The following is a 23,167-nucleotide window of genomic DNA, read 5'->3' as shown; positions in this document are numbered from 1 at the left end:
CTGATCCGCTTCTGCATTCATTGCCCAACACTAGCTCGATCGCCCATCCTGCGGCACCCCAGGACATACCTGCAGGATAGTACAAATCCCCGCGGATCAAAGCGGGATCGAGAAGGCGCGCGTTTCAGCCGACGGTGATGCGGTCGTCGAGCAGCCGGATCTGGCCGCCGGGCTTGTCTTCCATCACTTTGAGCACGCGGCTGCCCACCTGCAGCGTGACCCCGCCATGGATGCGACGCGGGGCGTCGATGACGGCATCGGCGGCGGGCTGCATCTGTTGTCCCAGCTCGGTCAGGCGCGCCTCCAGCTCGAACAGGTCGCGCGACAGCTTGAACAGTGTCGCGCGCGCCTTTTCACGCAGGTCGCCGACGGCACGCTCGGGGTGCTTGGCAAAGAAGTCCACCAGCTGCCTGACCTTGTTCTGCTCCTCCAGCATGCGCCGGCGCTCGGCCTCGAGCGCGGCGCGCTGCGCGTCGGCATAGGGATTGAGGCCCACCTGGATGCTGGTGGCGGTGCCGGCCGGCGCGCCCAGCACCGCGGCGCGCACCGCCAGCAAGGCGCGGCTGCGGCCGCCGCTGATGCTGCCCTGCACGCCGGTGCCGCCCACCACGATACGCTGGCCCGCGGCGACATCGCTCTGGCGGATGCCGCTGTCGACGGTGACTTCGGTGCCGGCCTCGACCACTGCATTCTCGATGAAGCGTGCCTTCACCGCGCCCTTGCAGCGCACGCTGGCGCGGCTGATGCCGCCTTCGGCATGGGCACTTTCGGACTTGCCGATAATGCCGCCCTTGACGATGACGTTGCCGCCGGCCTCGACGCTGGCGGCTTCGATGGTGCCTTCGACCACCACGTCGCCGGTGACATTGACCGACATGCCGGTGCGGATGTCGCCCGACACGCGCAGCGTGCCGTCGAAGGCCACGTTGCCGGAGTGCAGGTCCACCGATTCGACCTGCACCACCGGACTGACGGCGATGCCGTAGACGCCGACCACCGGCGATCCGGCAATCACCGCGCGCAGCAGCCCGGGGTCGTCCGCATCCGCTGCCGCGCCGGTCAGGCCCTCGGCAAACGGCGGGTCGTCGACCGCGTCGGCGGCAATCGGCTTGCCGAACACGTCGACGCCGGCATGGCCCGGCACCGCCGCAATGCGGCGCATCAGCGGCGTGCCGGGGCTGACCAGCAGCAGGTTGCCCAGCTCGCGCAGGTCGACCTTGCCGGCATCGTCGTCGCTGTGCGCCGGCTTGCGCGGCTCCAGCAGGTTGATGAAGCGCGCTGGCTCACCCTGCCGCGGCGCAATCCCGGCGGCGATGGTGCGCAATTCGCAGCCGCCTTCGGCCAGTGCGGCGTCCAATGCGAGCGCCTGGATCGGCGCCACCACGCCGCGCTCCGCCACGGCGCGGCGGATCTCGTCCGCGCTCACCGGCCGGCCGCCCTCCGGCGGCATCAGCGTCAGCCGCACGGCCAGGCCGTCGGCAGTGATGTCGAGCTCGAACGCGCCATCGATCAGCGCGCCGATGGTGGCATCGATCTCGTGCTCGGCGCGCTGGCATTGCGCCAGGAACTGCGCCACCGCGCGCGCATCCAGCCGCGCGCCGGACCAGCCCAGTCCCTCCAGGCACTGCTGCAGCGTGGCTGGGTCCGGCGGCAGCCGGCCCGGCTGCGGCGTGTAGCGTGCATGCACCTGTTCGCCCGGCTCGGCAAGCTCCAGGCGCAGTCCCGATTCATGCGTCATGCGTCCCCTGAATCGTCTGGCGGCGACGGCGGCTGCCGGCGCTCTGCTTGTTATCGATACATCACCAACGGCAGGCGCGCCTGGAACTTTAGCCCACGACGGTGCCGCGGCGGGTACCGGGCGACTTTTCGGTAAACTGTCGCCATTCCGGGGCGCGCCGCGCCCCGCCGCCTGTGCAGTCCTCATGTCAAATACCCACGAAATCCGCCCCGGCCAGTCCATCGAGCTGCTCAAGGAACTCCATATCCTGACGCGCGACGGCAAGATGAACCAGGACAGCCGGCGCAAGCTCAAGCAGGTCTACCACCTGTTCCAGTTCATCGAACCGCTGCTGCAGGAGGTCAAGGCCGCGCGCGGCCGCGTCACGCTGGTCGACCACGGTGCCGGCAAGTCATACCTGGGCTTCATCCTGTACGACCTGTTCTTCAAGGCACTGCAGGACGACTCGCACATCTACGGCATCGAGACCCGTGAAGAACTGGTGAAGACCTCGCAGGCGCTCGCGGCGCGGCTGGGCTTTCCCGGGATGTCGTTCCTGAACCTGTCGGTGGCGGACTCGATCACCTCGCCGCAGCTGCCGCCCACCGTCGACGTGGTCACCGCGCTGCATGCGTGCAATACCGCCACCGACGACGCCATCCGCTTCGCGCTGGCCAAGCGCGCGCAGCACATCGTGCTGGTGCCCTGCTGCCAGGCCGAGGTGGCGAGCGTGCTGCGCAAGCACAAGGGCAAGCTGCTGGCGGGCAATCCGCTGACCGAGATCTGGCGCCATCCGCTGCATACGCGCGAGTTCGGCAGCCAGGTGACCAACGTGCTGCGCTGCCTGCAGCTGGAGGCGCACGGCTACCAGGTCAGCGTGACCGAGCTGGTGGGCTGGGAACACTCGATGAAGAACGAACTGATCATCGCGCAGTACAAGGACCTGCCGCGCCGCCGCCCGGCCGAGCGGCTGGAAGAGGTGCTGGGGCGGCTGGGACTGGAAGAGCTGCGCGAGCGCTTCTTCACCGCGCCGGTGGCGGTGGGGTAACTACGCCTTCGGGAGCTCGGCCCCTGGCTCATCCTCGCCCGCCATCCAGCGCCGCCAGCCCTCGTGGCCAAGGCGGCGCATGACCGCCTGGTTGCGCTCGTAGATGTCCGCCGCATCGGGGAAAGCCGCCGCCGCGCGCGCAATCGAATCTTCGCGCAGCAAATGCAGGATGGGGTACGGCGCGCGGTTGGTGTAGTTCTCGATATCGTCAGGCTCGGTCCCGGCAAACTGGTAGTGCGGATGGAAGCTGGCGATCTGCAGCGTGCCTTCCAGCCCCAGGCTGGCGAGCAGGCGCTCGGCGAAGTACAGCAGGTCGTTGAAGTCGAGGAAATCCGCCACCGCGTGCGGCAGGATCAGCAGGGTGGTGTCGATCTGCGCGGGGTCGGCATCGGCCAGCAGGCGCAGTTCGCGCTCCAAGTCATCCATCACATCGGGTGCCTCGGTGACGGGGCTGACCACATAGCGCACCTGCTCCTTCACATACACGCTCTTGGCGAACGGGCACAGGTTGAGCCCGATCACCGCGCGTTCCAGCCAATGGCGGGTGGCGGCAATGACGGCATCGTCGGGCTGGCTGGCGGAGTGCGTGGCGGAAGACATGATGGCAAGGTGCGGCAAACCGTCATTCTAGCGCTGCCGCAGGCTCTATAATCCGCGGCGGAAACACCCCTGCCCTGCCGAGCCCAGCCGATGCCCTCTACCGCCACGCCCGCCCGTGACCATGCCACCCATGCCACTCCCGACGTCGCCGTCATCGGCGGCGGCCCGGCCGGGCTGATGGCGGCCGAAGTGCTCGCGGCGCAGGGCAACAGCGTCGCTGTCTATGACGCCATGCCGTCGGTCGGCCGCAAGTTCCTGATGGCCGGCAAGGGCGGCATGAACCTGACCCATGCCGAGCCGGAGCCGGCCTTCCTGGGCCGCTACGGCGCGCGCACCGGGCAACTCGCGCCAATGCTGGCGGATTTCGGCGCGCAGGCGCTGCGCGACTGGGTCCATGGGCTGGGCATCGAGACCTTCGTCGGCAGCTCCGGCCGCGTCTTCCCGACCGACATGAAGGCCGCGCCAATGCTGCGCGCGTGGCTGCACCGGCTGCGCGAGTCCGGCGTGCAGTTCCATATGCGGCATCGCTGGCTGGGCTGGGACGATGGAGACGGCGATGACGGCGCCCGGCATGCGCTGCGCTTTGCCACACCGCACGGCGACACCGTCGTGCGCGCACGCGCCGTGGTGCTGGCGCTGGGCGGCGCCAGCTGGGCAAGACTGGGCTCGGATGGCGCATGGGTACCGCGCCTGGCCGAGCGCGGCGTCGAGATCGCGCCGCTGCGTCCGGCAAACTGCGGGTTCGACGTGGCATGGAGCGAGGACTTTGCCGCGCGCTTTGCCGGCGCGCCGGTCAAGCCGGTGGCAATCGCACTGAATGACCGTGACGGACACGCGCACTACCGCCAGGGCGAATTCGTGATCAGCCGCGACGGCATCGAAGGCAGCCTGGTCTACGCACTGTCAGCACCGATCCGCGACCGCATCGAGGCCGATGGCGAGGCCACCATCCACCTCGACCTGCTGCCGTCGCACAGCGCCGAACAGGTCAGCGCGCAGGTCGAGCATCCGCGCGGCTCGCGTTCGCTGTCCAGCCACCTGCAGAGCCGCCTCGGCATCACCGGCGTCAAGGCCGGCCTGCTGCGCGAATGCCTGTCGCGCGAGGCCATGCTCGATCCCGGCACGCTGGCCGTGTCACTGAAGGCGCTGCCGTTGCGCGTGCTGCGCCCGCGCCCGATCGACGAGGTCATCAGCAGCGCCGGCGGCGTACGCTTCGAAGCGATGGATGCCAGCCTGATGCTGCGCGCCCTGCCCGGCGTGTTCTGCGCGGGCGAGATGCTGGACTGGGAAGCGCCGACCGGCGGTTACCTGCTGACGGCCTGCTTCGCCAGCGGCCGCACCGCGGCGCTGGGGGCCGCGGCTTATCTGCAGCAACAGGCTTAGGCAGCCCTGCCGCCAACGATGCTCAGCGCCACCGCCTCGGCCACTTCGATGCCATCGATCGCCGCGGAATAGATGCCGCCGGCATAGCCAGCGCCCTCGCCCGCCGGGTACAGGCCCTTGACGTTGATGCTCTGGTAGTCGTCGTTGTTGCGGCGGATGCGCAGCGGCGACGAGGTACGTGTCTCGACCCCGGTCAGCACCGCGTCGTGCAGCGCGAAGCCGGGCAGCTTCTTGTCGATCTCGGGAATGCCTTCGCGGATCGCCTCGATCACGTAGTCGGGCAGCGACGTGCTCAGGTCGGTCGGGGTCACGCCCGGCTTGTAGGAAGGCTCCACCGAGCCCAGCGAGGTCGACGCGCGGCCGGCGATAAAGTCGCCGACCAGCTGGCCCGGCGCGTTGTAGTTGCGGCCGCCCAGCTCGAACGCGCGTTCTTCCCACTTGCGCTGGAACTCGATGCCGGCGAGCGGGCCGCCCGGGTAGTCTTCCGGCGTGATGCCGACCACGATGCCGGCATTGGCGTTGCGCTCGGCGCGCTTGTACTGGCTCATGCCGTTGGTCACCACGCGGCCCGGCTCCGATGCCGCCGCCACCACGGTGCCGCCCGGGCACATGCAGAAGCTGTACACCGAACGGCCATTGCTGCAGTGGTGCACCACCTTGTAGTCGGCCGCGCCCAGCAGCTTGTTGCCGGCGAACTTGCCGAAGCGGCTGCGGTTGATCAGCCCCTGCGGATGTTCGATGCGGAAGCCCAGCGAGAACGGCTTGGCCTCCATGAACACGCCGCGCTCGTGCAGCATCTGGAAGGTATCGCGCGCGCTGTGGCCCACCGCCATGATGACGTGGTCGGCCTCGAGATACTCGCCGTTGGACAGCTTCAGCCCGCGCACGCGGCCGCCGTCGATATCGATGTCGTCGACGCGGGTCTCGAAGCGGATCTCTCCGCCCAGCTCGATGATCTCGGCGCGCATCTTCTCGACCATGCTCACCAGACGGAAGGTGCCGATATGCGGGCGTGCCTTGAACAGGATGTCTTCCGGCGCGCCGGCGCGCACGAACTCGTTCAGCACCTTGCGGCCATAGTGCTTGGGGTCCTTGATCTGGCTGTACAGCTTGCCGTCAGAGAAAGTCCCTGCGCCGCCTTCGCCGAACTGCACGTTCGACTCGGGATTGAGCACGCTCTTGCGCCACAGGCCGAAGGTATCCTTGGTGCGCTCGCGCACTTCCTTGCCACGCTCCAGGATGATGGGGCGGAAGCCGGACTGCGCCAGGATCAGCCCGGCCAACAGGCCGCACGGGCCCATGCCGATCACCACCGGGCGCGGGTGCGGGCCGCCCTGCGGCGCGCGCGCGACGAAGTGGTACTCCATGTCGGGCGTCACGCTCCAGTTCGGCTTGCCGGCCATGCGGCGAATGGCCGCGGCCTCGTCGCGCACCTCGATATCGATGATGTAGGTCAGCTTGATATCCGAGCGCTTGCGCGCATCGTGGGCACGGCGGAATACGGTATAGCCGATCAGGCCGTCTCCCTTGACACCGATCTGCGCGGCACCGGCGCGCACGGCGGCGTCGAGGTCGCTTTCGGTATGGTCGAGCGGGAGTTTGACTTCACTTAGACGTAGCATGGGGAACCCGGGAACTGCGGCCGGGGGGTTGGGCACACCAATGTGCCAGGCCGGCCGGAGCGCAATTTTATCGCCTTTGGCGCGCCGGGTCGGGAATCCGCAGCGGAGCCGGCCGGGCGGCCGGTCGCGCATGGTGCCAGGGCAGCGCCAGCCGCGCCCGCAACCGTGCCAGCCAACCCGGCGGCACCGTGACCGACAAGGTGCCGCCCCGGATCGCCGACACCGTCAGCCAGCCGCGCGCTGGCACGATCCAGGTGTCGCCCGCGCGCAGGCGCTGTTGCGGCATGTGGCAGCGGCCGGCGAGCCATTGCATCGGCCCGGCCAGCACCATCTCGCCGGTGGCGGCGTGCAGCACGGTGCCGGCCGCCACGTGCACCCGCAGGGCCTGGCCGGCGGGCAGCGGCAACAGGGTCGGGGTGTAGTCGAGATCGCTTGGCATGGCAGGACTCCGGTAGCTGGCACAGGACTCCAGCCTATCGGCCGCCTCGCGCGCGCGACAGGCACACGGCCGTAGCGCCGCGACCGGAACAGCAACCGGGATTCCGGCCTGTTACGATACAGCGCCCCCGCCTCTGTATCTGTACCGATGCGGCCCGCCACGCCACCATGCCGCCATGGAAACCACCCCGCTCTATCGCCAGCTTGCCGGCCATTACCGCCGCGCCATCGACTCCGGCACGCTCGCCGCCGGCGACCGCATGCCGTCGGTGCGGGCGCTGATGGCGCTGCATGGCGTGAGCCTGTCGACGGCGCTGCAGGCCTGCCGGCAACTGGAAAGCGACGGCTTGCTCGAAGCGCGGCCGCGCTCGGGCTACTTCGTGGCCGCGCCGCGGCGCGCAGCGCTGGCGGCGTTGTCCGAGCCCGCCGCCGCGCTGCCCGACCCGGCCCAGTACGTCGGCATCCACCAGCGCATTTCCGGCCTGCTCGCGCGCGGCCAGCACGAGCACGTGCACACCAACCTGGGCGGCGCCTACTGCGCGCCCGCGCTGTACCCGACCGAGGCCCTGCGCAGTGCGGCGGCGCGCGCGCTGCGCCGGCATCCGCAGCTGTTCGGCGAGGGCGTCGAGCCCGACGGCTACCAGCCGCTGCGCGCCGCGATCGCACGGCAGGCGCTGCACAACCGCGTGCAGCTGGCTCCGGAGCAGATCGTCATCACCAACGGCTGCACCGAGGCGCTAAACCTGGCGCTGCGCGCGGTGGCGGGCCCGGGCGATGTGATCGCGGTGGAGTCTCCCACCTACTACGGCCTGCTGCAGATCCTAGAAAGCCTGGGGATGCGCGCGCTGGAGATCCCGTGCAGCCCGCAGACCGGCATCTCGCTCGAGGCGCTGGAGCTGGCGGCGCAGCACTACGACAACATCCGCGCGGTCGCGGTGGTGCCGAACCTGCAGAATCCGCTCGGCTGCATCATGCCCGACGCACACAAGGCGCGGCTGGTGCAATGGTGCGAGGCGCGCGGCATCGCGCTGATCGAGGACGACTGCTTTTCCGCCACCGCCGACAGCGACGCGCCGCCGGCCGCGGCCAAGGCCTGGGACGGCAGCGGCAACGTGATCCACTGCGCGTCGCTGCACAAGGTGCTGGCGCCCGGCATGCGGCTGGGCTGGATCGCCGCGGGCAAATGGCAGGCGCGTGTCGAGATGCTGAAGTTCGGGCTGTCGCGGCCCAACGAGATGCTGTCGCAGATGGCCGCGGCCGAGTTCCTGGCATCGGGCGCGCATGACCGCCACCTGCGCCGGCTGCGCGCGCGGCTGCGCGCGCAGCGCGAATGGTTCACGCAGGCCATCGCCGCCGGTTTTCCCGCCGGCACGCGGCTGGGCGCGCCGCGCGGCGGCATGCACCTGTGGGTGGAGCTGCCCGCGCAGGTGTCGTCCGAGGCGGTGTTCGACCAGGCCCTGCAGGCCGGCATCCGCGTGATGCCGGGCGTGATGTTCTCCAACGCCGGGCGCTTCGACCACTGCCTGCGCATCAACTGCGGCGCGCCACGCTCGGCACAGATCGAGCGCGCGCTCGGCACGCTCGCCGCGATCGTGCAGCGGCTGGCGGGCTGAGCGATGCGGAGAGTAGCGCCGCTTCCCACGCCGATTTGCAACAACCCTCCCTTTTTGCCGGCGCCTCGCCTATCCTAGTGCGCTGGTGTGCACGCGCCCGCCCGGCTGGTCCCCGGAAGCCCTGATCGCATCGGTTGTCCCCGGGCGCCGCGCACCTCCACGACAAGAACAAGGAGAATGACCTTGACCAGTACATCCGTGGCGCCATCCGCCGCCGGCCAGGGTAGCGGCGACCCTGCCCAAACCCTTCCCGACGATTACCAGGCCCTGTTCCAGCTGGCGCCGGTGTCGCTGTGGCTGGAAGACTTCAGCGCTGTGCGCGAGTGCTTCGCGCAATGGCGGCAGCAGGGCATCACCGACCTGCGCGCGCACCTGCGCGACGATCCGCGGCGGGTGGCGCAGTGTTCCGCGCTGATCCGCGTGATCGCGGTGAACCGGCGCACGCTGGAGCTGTTCCGCGCGGCCGACCTCGACGACCTGGTGGCCAACCTCGACACCGTGTTTCGCGACGACATGTTCGAGCAGCATGTCGAAGAACTGGGCCAGCTATGGGACGGCGCCAACGGCTTTGCCAGCCAGACCGTCAACTACGCGCTGGACGGCACGCGGCTCGACATCCAGCTGGAGGCCACGGTGATGCCCGGCCACGAACAGACCTGGGAGCGCGTGCTGCTGTCGATCAAGGACATTACCCTGCGCCTGCGCACCGAGCGCGAACTGCGCCGCAGCGAGCAGTATGCGCTGGGCCTGTTCGAGCATTCGCCGGTGTCGCTGTGGGTCGAGGACTTCAGCGCGGTCAAGGTGCTGATCGACGAGGTGCGCGCCGCCGGCATTACCGACTTCCGCACCTTCCTCAACGTCCATCCCGACTTTGTCTCGCGCTGCATGCAGGAAATCCGCGTGCTCGACGTCAACCAGCAGACTCTGCTGATGTTCGGCGCCGACAGCAAGGCGACGCTGCTGTCGCGGCTCGGCGACGTGTTCCGCGACGACATGCGCGTGCATTTTGCCGAGCAGCTGATCGACCTGTGGCATGGCCGGCTGTGGCAGCAGCGCGAGGTCATCAACTACGCGCTCGATGGCCGCGCCGTCGACGTGTTCATGCAGTGGTCGGTATTTCCCGGGCGGGAGGCGGACTGGGACCAGGTGCTGGTGTCGCTGACCGATATCACGGCGCGCAAGAAAGCCGAGGCCTATGTCGAGTTCCTTGGCAAGCATGACGTGCTGACCAAGCTCTACAACCGCGCCTACTATGAGGACGAACTGGCGCGGCTGGGCCGCAAGGGCCCGTGGCCGGTCAGCGTGGTGGCGGTCGACCTGAACGGGCTCAAGGTGGTCAACGACCAGTTCGGCCACGCCGACGGCGACAGCCTGCTGCGGCGCACCGGCGAGGTGCTGAAGAAAGCGGTGGGCGATCAGGCCTGCGTGGCGCGCACCGGCGGCGACGAATTCATGGTGCTGCTGCCCGGGCGCGACGAGCGCGGCGCCGCCACCGTGGTCGAGCAGATCGACAAGGTGGTCGAGCTGAACAACCAGTTCTACCCCGGCACGCGGCTCAGCTTCTCCATCGGCCACGCCACCTGCCAGTCAGGCGAACGCCTCGGCGATATCGTCAAGCTGGCCGACAGCCGCATGTACCAGGCCAAGCGCGACCACTACGCCGCGCTCGCCAACGAACGCCGCCGCGACTAAGGACCGGGCGCTTCAGGACTGCCTCAGCCCGGCGTGCACTCGCCGCGCATCAGCGCCCATTCCTCGCACTGCTTGCCCGACGGGAAAGTGCAGATGCCGGTCTGGCCCGCCGGCGTCGACACGATCTGCAGCTTGCCGCCGCGCTGCGCGCAGTTGACCGAGGCGGGGTTGGCCATGCCGATGGCGGCGCCGGTGCTGGCGGGGCGCTCGGCGGGCGTGGTGGTGCAGGCGGCGGCCGCAGCGGTAGCGAGGGCCAGCAACACTGCAATACGGGTGCGCATCGGGACCTCCGCGAGGCATTGTGTGCTCCCTCTCCCGCTTGCGGGAGAGGGTTGGGGAGAGGGCCGGAGTATCAACGAAGAGGGGCAGCCGGTATGCCAGTGCCTGCCCTCTCCCCCGGCCCCTCTCCCGCAAGCGGGAGAGGGGAGCAAACCATCGGTTTTTGCTGCTTACAGGTAGACGATCAAACCCACGCCCAGCACGATCAGGCCGAACTTGGCCACGTAGTAGAGCTGGCGGTTCCAGGCCTTGAAGCGGCGGCGATACTGGCCGCCCAGCCAGACGAAGCGGAACAGGCGGTTGATCATGCCGGTCTGGTCGTGCTCGTCGTTGGGCGAGCTGGCCGCGGTCATGACCTTGCGGCCCATCCAGTGGTTGAATTTCGCGGCCCAGCCATAGCGCATCGGGCGCTCGATATCGCAGAACAGGATCAGCCGGTTGGCGTCGCTGCGGTTCTCGGCCCAGTGCAGGTAGGTCTCGTCGAACACCACGCCCTCGCCGTCGCGCCAGCTGTGGCGCTCGCCGTCGACCTCGATAAAGCAGCGGTCGTCGTTCGGCGTGGCCAGCCCCAGGTGATAGCGCAGCGAGCCGGCAAACGGGTCGCGGTGCGGATTGAGCTTGCCACCGGGTGGCAGCTCGGCGAACATCGCCGCCTTGACCGTGGGCAGCTCGCGCAGCAGCGCCACGGTCTTGGGGCACAACTGTTCGGCCGACGGATGCTGGGCCTCGTACCACTTCAGGTAGAAGCGCTTCCAGCCGTACTTGAAGAAGGAATTGAAGCCGGCGTCGTCGTTCTTGTCGGCGGCCTTGATCTTGCGCATCGCCGCCAATGCCAGGCCTTCATCGCGGATCTCCGGCCAGGCGGCGCGCAGCTTTTCCAGGTCGGGGAAATTGTCGACCGGGATGTACGGGGTGCGCGGCACGCCCGAGAACGCGTACATGAAGCAGTTGATCGGGGCCACCAGGGCCGAATGGTCCAGCAGTTGGCGCCACAGGCGCAGGCGCACCTTGCCGCGGAAGTGCACATACAGGATGGCACCGAGGTAGCCCGCGACGATTATCCACTTGATCACCGAAATCCTCCTGGTCAGCCGTCTCCGCCGCATGGCGCGGCCCGGCTGGGCGAAAACCCGTATTTTAGCGAAACGGCGGGGGCACCGCAGCTTGCGCCGGCTGCGGCACATGGCGGGGCCGGCGCACATGCCGGCCGGCGACGAATCAGGCGTCGCCGCGCGACTGGCGGGCGATGCGCTCGATCAGGGCGCGCGCGTCGTCGGGCTGGCCCTGCAGCGTCAGCAGGCGCGCGTTGAGCACCAGGTTCTCCAGCACCAGCTTGGCGGTCGAGGCCCACATCGTGGCCAGCAGTGCCTCCACCGGCAGGCCGGAGGCTTCCAGCTCGCTGGAGCGTTCGGCGATCAGGCGGCAGGCCAGCCGGCGCAGCGCGGCGTCATCGAACGGCAGGTCGGCGTAGTCGATCGGGTCCTCCTTCTCGACTTCCGTCATCAGTTGCAGCAGGGTGTCTTCGGTCATGGGCAGACTCCTGGCGAGGTGACGTCACACTCGAAACAAAGCTAAAGCAGCGCGCGCCGGCTTGTCAATCGACAAGCCGGCGCGCGCTGGTCAGGCAGCCAGGAGTGCTGGCGTCAGAGCGCCGGCGGCTGGCGGCGGAAGCCGACGCCAAAGCGGTTCCAGGCGTTGATGGCCGAGATCAGCAGCGTCAGGTCGGCCATTTCCTTTTCCGAGAACTGCTCGCGCAGCGCCTGGTAGTCCGCATCCGGCGCCTGGCTTTGCGGCAGCAGCGTCAGCGCCTCGGTCCACGCCAGCGCGGCGCGCTCGCGCGGGGTGAACCAGCTGACTTCCCGCCAGGCCGGCAGCAGGCTCAGGCGGCGCTCGCTTTCGCCGTGCTTGCGCGCGTCGGTGATGTGCATGTCCAGGCAGAAGGCGCAGCCGTTGATCTGCGAGGCGCGGATCTTGACCAGTTCCTTCAGCGTGGTTTCCAGCGAGCAGCGCGCCAGGTAGACCTCGACGCCGATCATTGCCTTGTAGGCGTCGGGGGCCACGTCTTGCCAGTTCATCCGTTCTTCCATGATCGATCTCCTTAAGCGGTTCAGCAGGTTGGATTCAGGTTCGATGCAGCGGGCGCTGGTTTCGCGCCCGACGGAATGAAAGATAGACCCCCGCATTGGCTCCGTACACTGCCAATTTTTGGCAAAATCAGTAGGCCAATCGAGATCAACCCATCCGCCATGGAACTGCATCTGGCCCTGGACCACGCCGGCAACCTGACCGCGCAGATCGTCCACCACATCCGCGACGCGATCCAGGGCGGCCGGCTCGAAGCCGGCGCGCGCATGCCGCCGTCGCGCCTGCTCGGCACGCAGTTGGGTGTGGCGCGCAAGACCGTGACCACCGCCTACGAGCGGCTGGTGGCGGAAGGCTGGCTGCACGCGCGTGTCGGCGACGGCACCTATGTCGCGCAGGGCCTGGCGGGGCCGGCGGTGCGCATCGCCGTGGCGCCGGTGCTGCCGCCAGCAGTGCAGCGCTGGCTGGCCGTGCCGACGCCGTTCCTGGCCCCGGCGGGCGGCGCCCGCTATGCCTTCCAGCCGGGCCAGGCCGATACCACCCGGTTTCCGCACGAGGCCTGGGCGCGCTGCGTGCGCGCGGCGCTGGCGGCCGAGCGCACGCGCGCGCCCGGCCCGGCCGATGCCGCCGGCGAGATGCCGCTGCGCCAGGCGATCGCGCGCCATATCGCCTTTACTCGCGGCGTGCAGAGCGCGCCGACCGACATCCTCGTCACCAGCGGCGCGCAGCAGGGCATCGACCTGCTGGCGCGGCTGCTGCTCGGGCCGGGCGCCGTGGTGGCGATGGAGGATCCCGGCTACCCCATGGCACTTGTTCCAGGGTCTTGGCGCGCGGGTCGTGCCGGTGCCGGTCGACGACGAAGGCCTGGTGGTGGCGGCGCTGCCCAACGACGCCACCCTGGTCTATGTCACGCCCTCGCACCAGTCGCCGCTGGGCGTGCCGATGAGCCTGGCGCGGCGCCAGGCCCTGCTCGACTGGGCCGCGCGCCGCCATGCGGTGATCCTGGAGGACGACTACGACAGCGAGTTCCGCTACGGCGGCCAGGCGCTGGACGCGCTGCAGACGCTCGACCGGCACGGCCGCGTGGTCTACCTCGGCACGTTCTCCAAGACCCTGGCGGCCAACCTGCGCGGCGGTTACTTGGTGGTGCCGCCGTGGCTGATGCCGGCGGCGCGCAAGGTCAAGCACCTGATGGACTGGTACACGCCGACGCTGCTGCAGCAGGCGCTGGCGCGCTTCCTGTCCGAAGGCCACCTGCTGCGCCATATCCGGCGTTCGCATGCGCGCCATGCCCAGCGCCGCGCGCGCCTGCTGGCGCGGCTGCAGGGCGACCTGTCGCCGTGGCTGGAGCCGTTGCCTGCGGTGGCCGGCTTCCATCTGGCGGCACGGCTGCGGGTGCCGGTGGCCACCGAGGCGCTGGTGTCGATGGCGCGGCTGGCGGACCTGGAACTCGCCACGCTTGATCCCTGCTATGCCAGTCCGCCACCCAGTTGCGCGGGGCTGCTGTTGGGCTTCGGCGCGATCGATCTGCTGGATATCGACCCTGCCCTGGACCGGCTGGCGATGGTACTCTCTGCCTTGGCTCCCGCCCCGCCGCGCACCGCGTGATGCGGCCGGCACCAGGGAGACGCCAGCCACGCGCGGCAACCAGGTGACACATCTTCGACATGGCACCTCAGTCATACTTGCCGGGCGAATTTGCTGTGAACAAAACGGATGTACGAAAGTCTCATTCGCACTTCCAAACAACCCGAGTCGCGTTCATGACCAAGCGTTTGTTGTCCGCCATGCGTCAGTACGCATGGTTTGCAGGGGTGAAGCACCATGTCGTGCAGGGCGTCGAAGCCCTGGCCGAGCTGCTCAAGTCCCCGTCCGCCGCGGCGCGCGCCGTCGCGGCCATCGTTGCCGAAACCGAGCAGGGCGTACAGGTCTGGGTCTCGTACTTCGGCAAGCCGCTGGACCCGCACACCAACTATGTGCTGTGGCCGAACCGGGCGCTGCGTCCGGCCAGGCGGCGCATCCAGCCTTCTCCCATCGAGCTGCTGCAGAACCAGCGACGGCGCGACGACTAGTCGCCCTCCGCATCCCCTGATCCAGCGCCGCGCCCCCGCACGGGCGCCGGCAGCGCTCAGGCGTCGGCCCAGCGCCGCAGCAGATTGTGATAGACGCCGGTCAGGCCGATCACCGATTCGTCCGCCTGGCCGAGCTGCTGCGCCACCTGGCGGATGCGCCCATCCAGCTCGAACAGCACCGCGCGCTGGCCGTCGTCGCGGACCATGCTCTGGATCCAGAAGAACGATGACACCCGCGCGCCGCGCGTGACCGGTGTCACGTGATGGATGCTGGTGGCCGGGTACAGCACCATGTGCCCGGCCGGCAGTTTCACGCGCTGCTGGCCGTAGGTGTCCTCGATCACCAGTTCGCCGCCGTCGTAGTCGTCCGGCTCGGTCAGGAACAGCGTCGCCGACAGGTCGCTGCGGATGCGGAAGCTGGTGCCGCGCAGGTAGCGGATCGCGTTGTCGACATGGTTGGCAAAGGTACGCCCGCCCTCATAGCGGTTGAACAGCGGCGGATAGACCTTCAGCGGCAGCGCCGCCGAAAAGAACAATGCATGGTTGCCCAGCGCGTCCTGGATCAGGTCGCCCACTTGCCGCGCCGCCGGCGAACCCTCGGGCAGCTGCAGGTTGCGCTTGGCCAGCGCCGACTGGTGGCCCGAGGTTTCGTTGCCGTCGGCCCAGGGTGCCGCGTCGATGATCTCGCGCACTTGCGCGACCTGGGTCTTGGTCAATACGTCGGGGATCTGCAGCATCATGATGGCTTGTACGTCGGGATAAATCGGCAGGCGCCCATTGTATGGGAAGCCCGCGCAGGCCCCGAACAAGAATCATTATTGTTTGATCCCGGGCAGGCGGCGCCTTCACTACAATGGTTGGGTATGCCGTCATCGACAAGGAGCAGACATGTCCGAACCGCTACACGACGAAGCGCTGGTCAATCTCTACGTGGAACGCATCTCGGCCCTTTCGGTCAGCGCCTTTGACGGCGCCGACGTCAGCGGCGAACTCGATGCGGTGATGCGCGAAGCCGTGACCAAGTGCCAGGCCGCCGGCGGGCCGCAGGCACAGGGAACGCTGACGGTGCTCGCCGCGCGCTTGCGCGATCGTGCCGACGCGGCCGAACGCGAAGACCAGCCGCTGGTGCGCGACACCTTCAGGCTTGCCGCGGAACGCGTGCCCGCATGACATTGATGCGTTGCGAGTCCATGCGTGCACTGGCCACATTGGCACCGCTGTCAAAACACTAAGGGGATTTGGCCGGTCGGCCTGAGAAACAACGCAGGAAGATTGCGGCGGTTGCCGCGGCTGACTATGCCAGGGTGTTGGTTGCGGGGGCAGGACTTGAACCTGCGACCTTCGGGTTATGAGCCCGACGAGCTGCCAACTGCTCCACCCCGCGTCTGAAGGAGATGGATTATGGGTGATCCGACGGCGCATGGCAAGCACTATTTGCGTCGGCACAGCAAATCGTTCGCGCCGCGGGCAAGTTGATACATCACAACGTGATATAAATCGCCGCACAGGCGACGGCGAGCACAGCTTATTCAGCAGGTCCCAGCAGGCGATCGACCAGCGCATAGCCGGCGCCGAACGCAGCCACCTCGGCCGCATGGCGCGTGGCGAACTGCTGCGGTCCGCTGGCGAGCAGTTCGGTATCGCCGGCATCGGCCGGATCGGCTCCTTCCTGCGACACGCGCACCTCGTAACCCCAACGACCGATGCTGCCCTGCCCCTGCGGCGACACCAGGACGTAGACGTCCATGCCGCGATATGCCTCGACGCGCCAGTCAGCGTTGTCCATGCGAGCGACTCCCGCTTCAGTGATGATTTCAGTGATGGTTCTTCGAGACTAGGAGGCGCCACGCGCGACCGCAAGGCATAACGCGAGTGCGCGGCAAGACGGCGCACACAAGCTTAGCGGCACAAACTGAGTGGCAAAGAAAAAGGGCTTCCGTTTCCGGAAGCCCTCTTCTTTCTGCATAGGTGGCGCGGCTGGCAGGATTCGAACCCACGACCCCTTGGTTCGTAGCCAAGTACTCTATCCAACTGAGCTACAGCCGCACGCGAGAAAAAGATTATAACCCAGTTTTCGTTTTTGTGAAGCCCCCTTCCAACTTTTTTGTGATCTTTATCGCGGCGGGTCGACGCAGGCCCGCCCTGGCGCGGCCTGCCGGCGGGCTTTTCCTATAATGGCAGACTGAAGAAGTGATGCGGACCATGAACAAGGCATTTGTCAAAGAGTCCTCCGGCGACGAGGACGACGATCTCCCCGAAGGCGCAGCGCCGCTGCCACCCGGCACCAAGAACTACATCACCGCGGACGGCTATGCGCGCCTGCGCAATGAACTGATGCAGCTGATCGATGTCGAGCGGCCCGACGTGGTGCAGATCGTGTCGTGGGCGGCGTCGAATGGCGACCGCTCCGAGAACGGCGACTATCTCTATGGCAAGAAGCGCCTGCGCGAGATCGACCGCCGCATCCGTTTCCTGACGCGCCGCCTGGACAAGGCCGAAGTGGTCGACCCGTCCCTGCAGGGCGACAACGACCAGATCTTCTTTGGCGCCACCGTCACCTACGCGCATGCGTCGGGCGAAGAGACCACCATCACCATCGTCGGCATGGACGAGGTCGACCTCGACCACAACCACGTCAGCTGGATCTCGCCCATCGCCAAGGCGCTGCTCAAGGCGCGCGAAGGCGACACCGTGGCGTTGCGCACGCCGGCCGGCGTCGAGCAGATCGATATCCTGGAAGTTCGCTACCCCGCGAAGAAACAATAGGCGCGCGGGCCCGCCTAATTGTCGTTGCGGTCGCGGAAGATGCGAATGACGTCGGGATTGCGGCGCAGCCCGCGCATCACGTTGGCCAGGTGCAGGCGGTTCTGCACCTGGATGATGAACTGCATGTAGGTGGCTTCCTGCTGGCCGGCGTCCTGCTGCTCCATCGCTACGTGGGCGACGTTGGCGTCGGCCGCGGTCAGGTCCGCCGCGACGCGTGCGACGATGCCCTTGACGTTGCGCACCATCACCTTGATCGACACATCGAAGGCGCGCGTGGTCTTCTTGGCCCACATCACGTCGATCCAGTGCTCCGGATCCTTGCTGTGCAGGCGCTTGGCGATCTTGCAGTCCTGCACGTGGATCTGCAGCCCCTCGCCCTTGCCCAGGTAGCCGACAATGGAATCGCCGGGGATCGGGCGGCAGCATGCCGAGAAGATCATCGACATGCCCTCGTCGCCGGTAATCGGCACCGCGGGCGCTTCCTCGCCGGCAAAGGTCTGCACCGCCGCCAGCAGCGCGCTGTCGACATCGCCGGACAACTCCTGCAGCAGGATCTCCATGCGCTTGGCCACCACCGCCGGCACGCGCCGGCCCAGCGCCAGGTCGGCGAAGATGTCTTCGCGCTGCTTGTTGCCGGTCCACTGGATCATGCGGTCCCACACCGACTGCGGCACCGCCTTCAGCTCGATGCCGAGCTGGCGCGCCGACTGCTCCAGCAGGCGCTCGCCCAGCTGGATCGCCTCGTCCAGCTTGGTGGTCTTCAGGTAGTGGCGGATCGCCGCGCGCGCCTTGCCGGTGCGCACGAACGACAGCCACGCGGGGTTGGGCTTGGAATACGGGGCCGTCACCACCTCGACGATGTCGCCGCTCTTCAGCTCGGTGCGCAGCGGCAGCATCTCGTTGTTGATCTTGACCGCGACGCACTGGTTGCCCAGGTCGCTGTGCACCGCGTAGGCAAAGTCCAGCGCGGTGGCGCCGCGCGGCAGCGCGCGGATATGGCCCTTGGGCGTGAACACGTAGACCGCGTCGGGGAACAGGTCGATCTTGACGTGCTCGAGGAATTCCTGCGAATCGCCGGTCTGGCTCTGGATATCGAGCAGCGACTGCAGCCACTGGTGCGCCTGCTGCTGGATATCGTTGGCGTGGTCGGCCTGGTGCTTGTACATCCAGTGCGCGGCCACGCCGGCCTCGGCGATCTGGTGCATGTCGCGCGTGCGGATCTGGAACTCCACCGGCGTGCCGAACGGCCCCACCAGCGTGGTGTGCAGCGACTGGTAGCCGTTGATCTTGGGGATCGCGATGTAGTCCTTGAACTTGCCCGGCATCGGCTTGTACAAACCGTGCAGCGCGCCCATCGCCATGTAGCAGTGCATCTGCGTTTCCACCACCACGCGGAACCCGTACACGTCCAGCACCTGCGAGAACGACAGCTGCTTGTCGTGCATCTTGCGGTAGATGCTGTACAGCGTCTTCTCGCGCCCGGACAGTTCGGCAACGATGCCGGCATCGGCCAGCGCCTTCTGCGCGGCCTCGAGGATGCGCTTGACCACCTCGCGCCGGTTGCCGCGCGCAGCCTTGACGGCTTTCTCGAGCGTGGCGTAGCGGAACGGCGAGCCGACCTTGAACGACAGCTCCTGCAGCTCGCGGTAGATCGTGTTGAGACCGAGACGGTGCGCGATCGGCGCATAGATCTCCATGGTCTCGAGCGCGATGCGGCGGCGCTTCTCCGGCGGCACGAAGTCGAGCGTGCGCATGTTGTGCGTACGGTCGGCCAGCTTCACCAGGATCACGCGCACGTCGCGCGCCATCGCCAGCAGCATCTTGCGGAAGCTTTCCGCCTGCGCCTGCTCGCGGCTCTGGAATTCGAGCTTGTCCAGCTTGGTCAGGCCATCGACCAGTTCGGCGACCTTCGGACCGAATTTCTCGGCCAGCTCGCTCTTGGTGATGCCCTGGTCTTCCATCACGTCGTGCAGCAGCGCCGCCATGATGGACTGCACGTCCAGCTTCCAGTCCGCGCACAGCTCGGCCACCGCCACCGGATGGGTGATATAGGGCTCGCCGCTCTGGCGATACTGGCCCAGGTGGGCCTCGTCGGAAAACTGGAAGGCCTCGCGTACGCGCGCCAGGTCCGGCGCCTTCAGGTACGCGAGCTTCTCCATCAGCCGGGTGATGGAGATGACCTGCTGGCGCGGCGGCACCGCCGGCTGCGAGGTCGGGCCGAAGAAGTGCCGGTATGACTGCGCCAGCACTGCATCGATAAACAGGCTGTCGGCTGCCGGCGGCGCCACTTGCTGCGCCGCGACCAGTTCATCCTGCACTGCCGCGCCGCGCGCCTTGCCCGGTGCCAGCGCGGGCGCGACGGCGCGCTCGCCGACGACATCGTCGCCGAGCGGATCGGGAAGATTGGGAGCGCCGGTGCGCGCGTTCACGGAAGACTGGCCCGGAATGGTGCGCTTACGCGCCGCGGGCGGGGCCGCATCGCCAGGCGCCGGCACGACCGCGGTCGGCGACGGCTGGGATGGAGGCTTGGAGGGCGGATGCGGCGATGGCATGGCGGCGGCCCGGGGAATCCGGCTGGAGAGCCTGGAACAGTGCTGGCACGATGCAGGGATGAGCCATGGGCCGCCTGGTCGATCAGGTCGGGACCTTTTTCAGCATCTCGATGCCGACCTGGCCCGACGCGATCTCGCGCAGTGCCACCACGGTCGGCTTGTCCTTCGCTTCGACCTTGGGCGTGTGGCCCTGCACCAGCTGGCGCGCACGGTACGTGGCCGCCAGCGCGAGCTCGAAACGATTCGGAATGTGTTTCAGACAATCTTCGACGGTAATACGCGCCATATCAAATCCACCTTGGGACAAAACCTTACGTTGGGTTGCTATTTTACAGCACGCGGCGGGAAACGCCGGCGGCGCCCCGCGCGGCTGTCATCGGCGGGCATCGTTTCAGTGGATGCCAAGCTCGATGAACAGCTCCGCGTGCCGCGCCTTCTGCGAGGAAAAGCGCAGCCGCGTGGCGCTGATGATGTTGCGCAACTGCTCCAGCGCATCGTCGAACACCTCGTTGATGATGACGTAGTCCGACTCCGAGGCGTGGGCCATTTCGCTGCCCGCGGCCAGCAGGCGGCGCACGATCACGTTGGGCTCGTCCTGGCCGCGCTTCTTCAGGCGCTCTTCCAGCGCGGTCAGCGACGGCGGCAGGATGAAGATCTCCACCGCGTTGGAAAAACGCTGGTGCACCTGCTGCGCGCCCTGCCAGTCGATCTCGAGCAGCACGTCGTTGCCTTGCGCCATCTGCTGCTCGATCCACACGCGCGAGGTCGCGTAGTAGTTGCCGTGCACCTCGGCCCATTCCAGGAAGTCGCCGCGGTCGCGCGCGCTGCGGAAGGCATCGACGGTGACGAAGTGGTACTCGCGGCCGTCCTCCTCGCCCGGGCGCGGCGCGCGCGTGGTGTGCGAGATCGACAGGCGGATGGCCGGGTCCTGCGCCAGCAGCGCGTTGACCAGCGTCGACTTGCCCGCGCCCGAGGGTGCCACCACCATGAAGAGGTTGCCGGGGTAGACGGTGTCGATGGCGGTGTGCGAGGTCGGAGCGGAGGCCGTTGGAGAAGTTGGGCTCATGATGTTTCAGTGACTGTCTTACTCTAGATTCTGGACCTGCTCGCGCATCTGCTCGATCAGCAGCTTGAGCTCCATCGAGGCATCGGCCAGCTCTTTGGCGGCGGCCTTGGAGCCCAGCGTGTTGGCCTCGCGGTTGAGCTCCTGCATCATGAAGTCCAGGCGCTTGCCCACCTGGCCACCCTTCTTCAGGATATGGCGGGTTTCGTTCAGGTGCGCCTGCAGCCGCGACAGCTCTTCGGCGATATCGATGCGGATGCCATAGACGGTGGCTTCCTGGCGGATGCGCTCGGCGATCTCGTCGCGGCTCATCGCCGGCATGCCGTTGGGCGCGGCCAGGTTGAAGGCTTCCTGCAGGCGCTCGGTCAGCTTTTCCTGATGATGCGCGATCAGCTGCGGGATGGTCGGAGTCAGGCGCTCGACGATCGCGAGCATGGCGTCGATGCGCTCGGTCAGCGTGGCCTTGAGCGCGTCGCCCTCGCGGCGGCGCGCTTCGAGCAGCTGGTCGAGCGCCTCGCGCGCGGCGCCGAGCACGGCCTCGCGCAGCGCCTCCTGCGACAGCTCCGGCTCGACCAGCACGCCGGGCCAGCGCAGGATCTCGCCCATGCGCAGGGTGCCGGCGCTGCTGAAGGTGGCGGCCACGGTGGTTTCGAGCGCGCGGATCTGCGCCAGCAGCCCGTCGTTGAGCGCCAGCGTGGCGCCGCCGGCATCGGTGCGCTGCAGGTTGATGCGGCATTCCAGCTTGCCGCGCGACAGCTCGGCCATCAGCATCTCGCGCAACGCCGGCTCGAACGCGCGGCACTCCTCGGGGGCCCGGAACAACAGGTCGAGGAAACGCGAATTGACAGTGCGGAATTCCACCGAGACGGACGCGGTGCGCCCGCTGGGCTCGCCCTGCGCGTTGGTCAATGGCGCCTGGCGCGTCGCCAGGCCGTAGCCTGTCATGCTGTGGATCATTGGTTGTTCTCGTGATTGGCGCCGCACCGGCGCGAAGCGGCCGCGGCCTGCCGGCGGACGCCCGCCCGGCCGGCGCGCGGCGCAGCCTGCTGGGGGCGCCCTCAAAACGTTGAAAGGCGGGCAATAACGCCCGTATTTGTGTTCTTTACAAGTGACCGATTAGCCCGGACAATCCGGAGGCAAATCCGTCCGGAGGCAAATCCGCGGGGGCAACTCCGGTCCTATTCCCATGACAGAGCCAAAGGGCACGCCACAACCGAAGAGTGCACCGCTGCCCGTCGGCACGCTGCTGTCCAACTATCGTATTGTAAAGAAGTTGGCCAGCGGGGGGTTCAGTTTCGTCTACCTGGCCACCGACGAAACCGGCGCGCCGGTCGCCATCAAGGAGTACCTGCCGTCGTCGCTGGCGCGGCGCAACCCGGGCGAACTGATCCCCGTGGTGCCCGAGGAAAACGCCGCGGCGTTCCGGCTGGGCCTGAAGTACTTCTTCGAAGAGGGCCGCTCGCTGGCCCGCATTTCCCATCCCAGCGTGGTGCGCGTGGTGAACTTCTTCCGCGAGAACGCCACCGTCTACATGGTGATGAACTACGAGCTGGGCAAGACGCTGCAGGAGCATGTGCTGGCGGCCCGGCAGCAGGGCCGCGCCAAGGTGCTGCGCGAGCATTTCATCCGCAAGGTGTTCCACGACCTGATGAGCGGCCTGCGCGAAGTGCATATCCACAAGCTGCTGCACCTGGACATCAAGCCCGGCAACATCTACCTGCGCGAGGACGAGTCCCCCATCCTGCTGGATTTCGGCGCCGCGCGGCAGACCCTGACCATGGAGGCGGCGCGCTTCCAGCCGATGTACACGCCCGGCTTCGCCGCGCCGGAACTGTACGGCAAGCACACTGACCTGGGCCCGTGGACCGACATCTACAGCCTGGGCGCGACGCTCTACGCCTGCATGGCCGGACTGCCACCGCAGGAAGCCAACCAGCGCGAGAAGGACGACCGCATGGGCGAGGCGCTGATGCGGCTGCGCAGCAGCTATACCAACGGCCTGGTCGACCTGGTCGAGTGGTGCCTGCGGCTGGAGCCTTCGGGCCGCCCGCAGAGCGTGTTCCGGCTGCAGAAGGAACTGCGCGAGCAGACCAACGCGCTGGGCGAGCAGGCGCTGGCGCCCTCGACCCAGGCCCCGGCACCCGCCCCCATGCCGCCGGAAAAAGCGCCCGCGACCTCGCGCTTCCTGACGCTGCTGCGCCGGCGCGACGAGCCGGCACCCGGCGCGAGCGTCGACTGAA

The 23,167-nt window shown here is 67.9% G+C and carries 22 protein-coding genes, 2 tRNA genes and 1 pseudogene; 9 read left to right on the top strand and 16 right to left on the bottom strand.

The features are described from left to right. Positions 1-124 precede the first annotated feature (124 nt). Complete coding sequence (locus C7416_RS11220) at positions 125-1,738, bottom strand: DUF342 domain-containing protein (RefSeq protein ID WP_111519019.1); 1,614 nt, start codon at positions 1,736-1,738, stop codon at positions 125-127. A 184-nt stretch (positions 1,739-1,922) separates the two neighbouring features. Here C7416_RS11220 and C7416_RS11215 point away from each other — a divergent pair, with 184 nt between their 5' ends. Continuing rightward, entirely contained in the window at positions 1,923-2,765 is an 843-nt protein-coding gene (locus tag C7416_RS11215; RefSeq protein WP_111519018.1) for a class I SAM-dependent methyltransferase, read from the top strand. Here the strand turns inward: C7416_RS11215 and C7416_RS11210 are convergent, their stop codons facing one another. Next, complete coding sequence (locus C7416_RS11210) at positions 2,766-3,365, bottom strand: DUF1415 domain-containing protein (protein WP_111519070.1); 600 nt, start codon at positions 3,363-3,365, stop codon at positions 2,766-2,768. It abuts the gene before it with no gap. Positions 3,366-3,455: 90 nt separating this feature from the next. On the opposite strand from C7416_RS11210, the gene C7416_RS11205 reads away from it, so the two are divergent. After that, a complete protein-coding gene (locus C7416_RS11205) occupies positions 3,456-4,748 on the top strand; it encodes a TIGR03862 family flavoprotein (protein WP_111519017.1) in 1,293 nt (430 codons plus the stop codon). Here the strand turns inward: C7416_RS11205 and C7416_RS11200 are convergent. Together C7416_RS11200 and C7416_RS11195 are read right to left on the bottom strand one after the other, a co-directional pair. Next, the gene (locus tag C7416_RS11200) at positions 4,745-6,370 is read right to left on the bottom strand and encodes an NAD(P)/FAD-dependent oxidoreductase (protein ID WP_111519016.1); all 1,626 of its coding nucleotides are present in this window, start codon (positions 6,368-6,370) and stop codon (positions 4,745-4,747) included. The genes C7416_RS11205 and C7416_RS11200 overlap by 4 nt on opposite strands. A 67-nt stretch (positions 6,371-6,437) precedes the next feature. Beyond that, positions 6,438-6,809 (bottom strand): hypothetical protein, encoded by a 372-nt coding sequence (locus C7416_RS11195; RefSeq protein ID WP_111519015.1) that lies wholly within the window; start codon positions 6,807-6,809, stop codon positions 6,438-6,440. A 175-nt stretch (positions 6,810-6,984) separates the two neighbouring features. Here C7416_RS11195 and C7416_RS11190 point away from each other — a divergent pair, with 175 nt between their 5' ends. Together C7416_RS11190 and C7416_RS11185 are read left to right on the top strand one after the other, a co-directional pair. Continuing rightward, a complete protein-coding gene (locus tag C7416_RS11190) occupies positions 6,985-8,421 on the top strand; it encodes an aminotransferase-like domain-containing protein (RefSeq protein WP_111519014.1) in 1,437 nt (478 codons plus the stop codon). A 177-nt stretch (positions 8,422-8,598) separates the two neighbouring features. Beyond that, positions 8,599-10,113, top strand: coding sequence for a sensor domain-containing diguanylate cyclase (locus C7416_RS11185; RefSeq protein ID WP_181461201.1), 1,515 nt, complete (start codon positions 8,599-8,601; stop codon positions 10,111-10,113). A gap of 23 nt (positions 10,114-10,136) precedes the next feature. Here the strand turns inward: C7416_RS11185 and C7416_RS11180 are convergent, their stop codons facing one another. From C7416_RS11180 to C7416_RS11165, 4 genes are all read right to left on the bottom strand, one after another. Continuing rightward, complete coding sequence (locus C7416_RS11180) at positions 10,137-10,394, bottom strand: putative hemolysin (protein WP_111519012.1); 258 nt, start codon at positions 10,392-10,394, stop codon at positions 10,137-10,139. A gap of 168 nt (positions 10,395-10,562) precedes the next feature. Continuing rightward, the gene (gene lpxO, locus C7416_RS11175) at positions 10,563-11,465 is read right to left on the bottom strand and encodes a lipid A hydroxylase LpxO (RefSeq protein WP_092308330.1); all 903 of its coding nucleotides are present in this window, start codon (positions 11,463-11,465) and stop codon (positions 10,563-10,565) included. Between the two features lie 145 nt (positions 11,466-11,610). Continuing rightward, complete coding sequence (locus tag C7416_RS11170; protein ID WP_111519011.1) at positions 11,611-11,922, bottom strand: hypothetical protein; 312 nt, start codon at positions 11,920-11,922, stop codon at positions 11,611-11,613. Positions 11,923-12,035: 113 nt separating this feature from the next. Continuing rightward, on the bottom strand, positions 12,036-12,479 hold the full coding sequence (locus C7416_RS11165) for a carboxymuconolactone decarboxylase family protein (protein WP_111519010.1): 444 nt from the start codon (positions 12,477-12,479) through the stop codon (positions 12,036-12,038). A 159-nt stretch (positions 12,480-12,638) separates the two neighbouring features. On the opposite strand from C7416_RS11165, the pseudogene pdxR reads away from it, so the two are divergent. Together pdxR and C7416_RS11155 are read left to right on the top strand one after the other, a co-directional pair. Beyond that, positions 12,639-14,082: pseudogene (pdxR, locus tag C7416_RS11160) on the top strand (MocR-like pyridoxine biosynthesis transcription factor PdxR). A gap of 155 nt (positions 14,083-14,237) precedes the next feature. Continuing rightward, on the top strand, positions 14,238-14,546 hold the full coding sequence (locus C7416_RS11155; protein WP_018006974.1) for a hypothetical protein: 309 nt from the start codon (positions 14,238-14,240) through the stop codon (positions 14,544-14,546). A 56-nt stretch (positions 14,547-14,602) separates the two neighbouring features. On the opposite strand, the gene C7416_RS11150 is transcribed toward C7416_RS11155, so the two are convergent. Further along, the gene (locus C7416_RS11150) at positions 14,603-15,286 is read right to left on the bottom strand and encodes a Fe2+-dependent dioxygenase (protein ID WP_111519069.1); all 684 of its coding nucleotides are present in this window, start codon (positions 15,284-15,286) and stop codon (positions 14,603-14,605) included. Between the two features lie 148 nt (positions 15,287-15,434). Here C7416_RS11150 and C7416_RS11145 point away from each other — a divergent pair, with 148 nt between their 5' ends. Then, a complete protein-coding gene (locus tag C7416_RS11145) occupies positions 15,435-15,716 on the top strand; it encodes a hypothetical protein (RefSeq protein WP_111519009.1) in 282 nt (93 codons plus the stop codon). Between the two features lie 138 nt (positions 15,717-15,854). On the opposite strand, the gene C7416_RS11140 is transcribed toward C7416_RS11145, so the two are convergent. The 3 genes from C7416_RS11140 to C7416_RS11130 all read right to left on the bottom strand — a co-directional run bounded on the left by C7416_RS11140 (position 15,855) and on the right by C7416_RS11130 (position 16,592). Further along, positions 15,855-15,930 (bottom strand) — tRNA-Met (locus C7416_RS11140). Positions 15,931-16,071: 141 nt separating this feature from the next. Next, positions 16,072-16,332 (bottom strand): hypothetical protein, encoded by a 261-nt coding sequence (locus C7416_RS11135; RefSeq protein ID WP_018006978.1) that lies wholly within the window; start codon positions 16,330-16,332, stop codon positions 16,072-16,074. 183 nt (positions 16,333-16,515) lie between these two features. Beyond that, a tRNA-Arg gene (locus C7416_RS11130) sits at positions 16,516-16,592 on the bottom strand. A gap of 156 nt (positions 16,593-16,748) precedes the next feature. Here C7416_RS11130 and greB point away from each other — a divergent pair. After that, positions 16,749-17,312: a transcription elongation factor GreB gene (gene greB / locus C7416_RS11125; protein WP_111519068.1), complete on the top strand. Its 564-nt coding sequence runs from the start codon at positions 16,749-16,751 to the stop codon at positions 17,310-17,312. 14 nt (positions 17,313-17,326) lie between these two features. On the opposite strand, the gene C7416_RS11120 is transcribed toward greB, so the two are convergent. From C7416_RS11120 to C7416_RS11105, 4 genes are all read right to left on the bottom strand, one after another. Continuing rightward, positions 17,327-19,741: a RelA/SpoT family protein gene (locus tag C7416_RS11120; protein WP_111519008.1), complete on the bottom strand. Its 2,415-nt coding sequence runs from the start codon at positions 19,739-19,741 to the stop codon at positions 17,327-17,329. Between the two features lie 205 nt (positions 19,742-19,946). Further along, positions 19,947-20,150 carry a DNA-directed RNA polymerase subunit omega gene (gene rpoZ / locus C7416_RS11115; RefSeq protein ID WP_006578656.1) on the bottom strand — a complete coding sequence of 68 codons (204 nt, stop codon included), beginning with the start codon at positions 20,148-20,150 and terminating at the stop codon, positions 19,947-19,949. Positions 20,151-20,255: 105 nt separating this feature from the next. Next, entirely contained in the window at positions 20,256-20,930 is a 675-nt protein-coding gene (gene gmk / locus C7416_RS11110) for a guanylate kinase (RefSeq protein WP_111519007.1), read from the bottom strand. 18 nt (positions 20,931-20,948) lie between these two features. Continuing rightward, positions 20,949-21,884, bottom strand: coding sequence for a YicC/YloC family endoribonuclease (locus C7416_RS11105; protein ID WP_111519006.1), 936 nt, complete (start codon positions 21,882-21,884; stop codon positions 20,949-20,951). Between the two features lie 229 nt (positions 21,885-22,113). Between C7416_RS11105 and C7416_RS11100 the strand changes: the two genes are divergently transcribed. Beyond that, positions 22,114-23,166, top strand: a complete 1,053-nt coding sequence (locus C7416_RS11100; protein WP_111519005.1) for a serine/threonine protein kinase — start codon at positions 22,114-22,116, stop codon at positions 23,164-23,166. The last annotated feature ends 1 nt before the right edge of the window (position 23,167 follow it).

The organism is Cupriavidus phytorum (genome assembly GCF_003254285.1).
Classification (GTDB): domain Bacteria; phylum Pseudomonadota; class Gammaproteobacteria; order Burkholderiales; family Burkholderiaceae; genus Cupriavidus; species Cupriavidus phytorum.
This window is presented reverse-complemented; position numbering and strand designations above follow the sequence as displayed.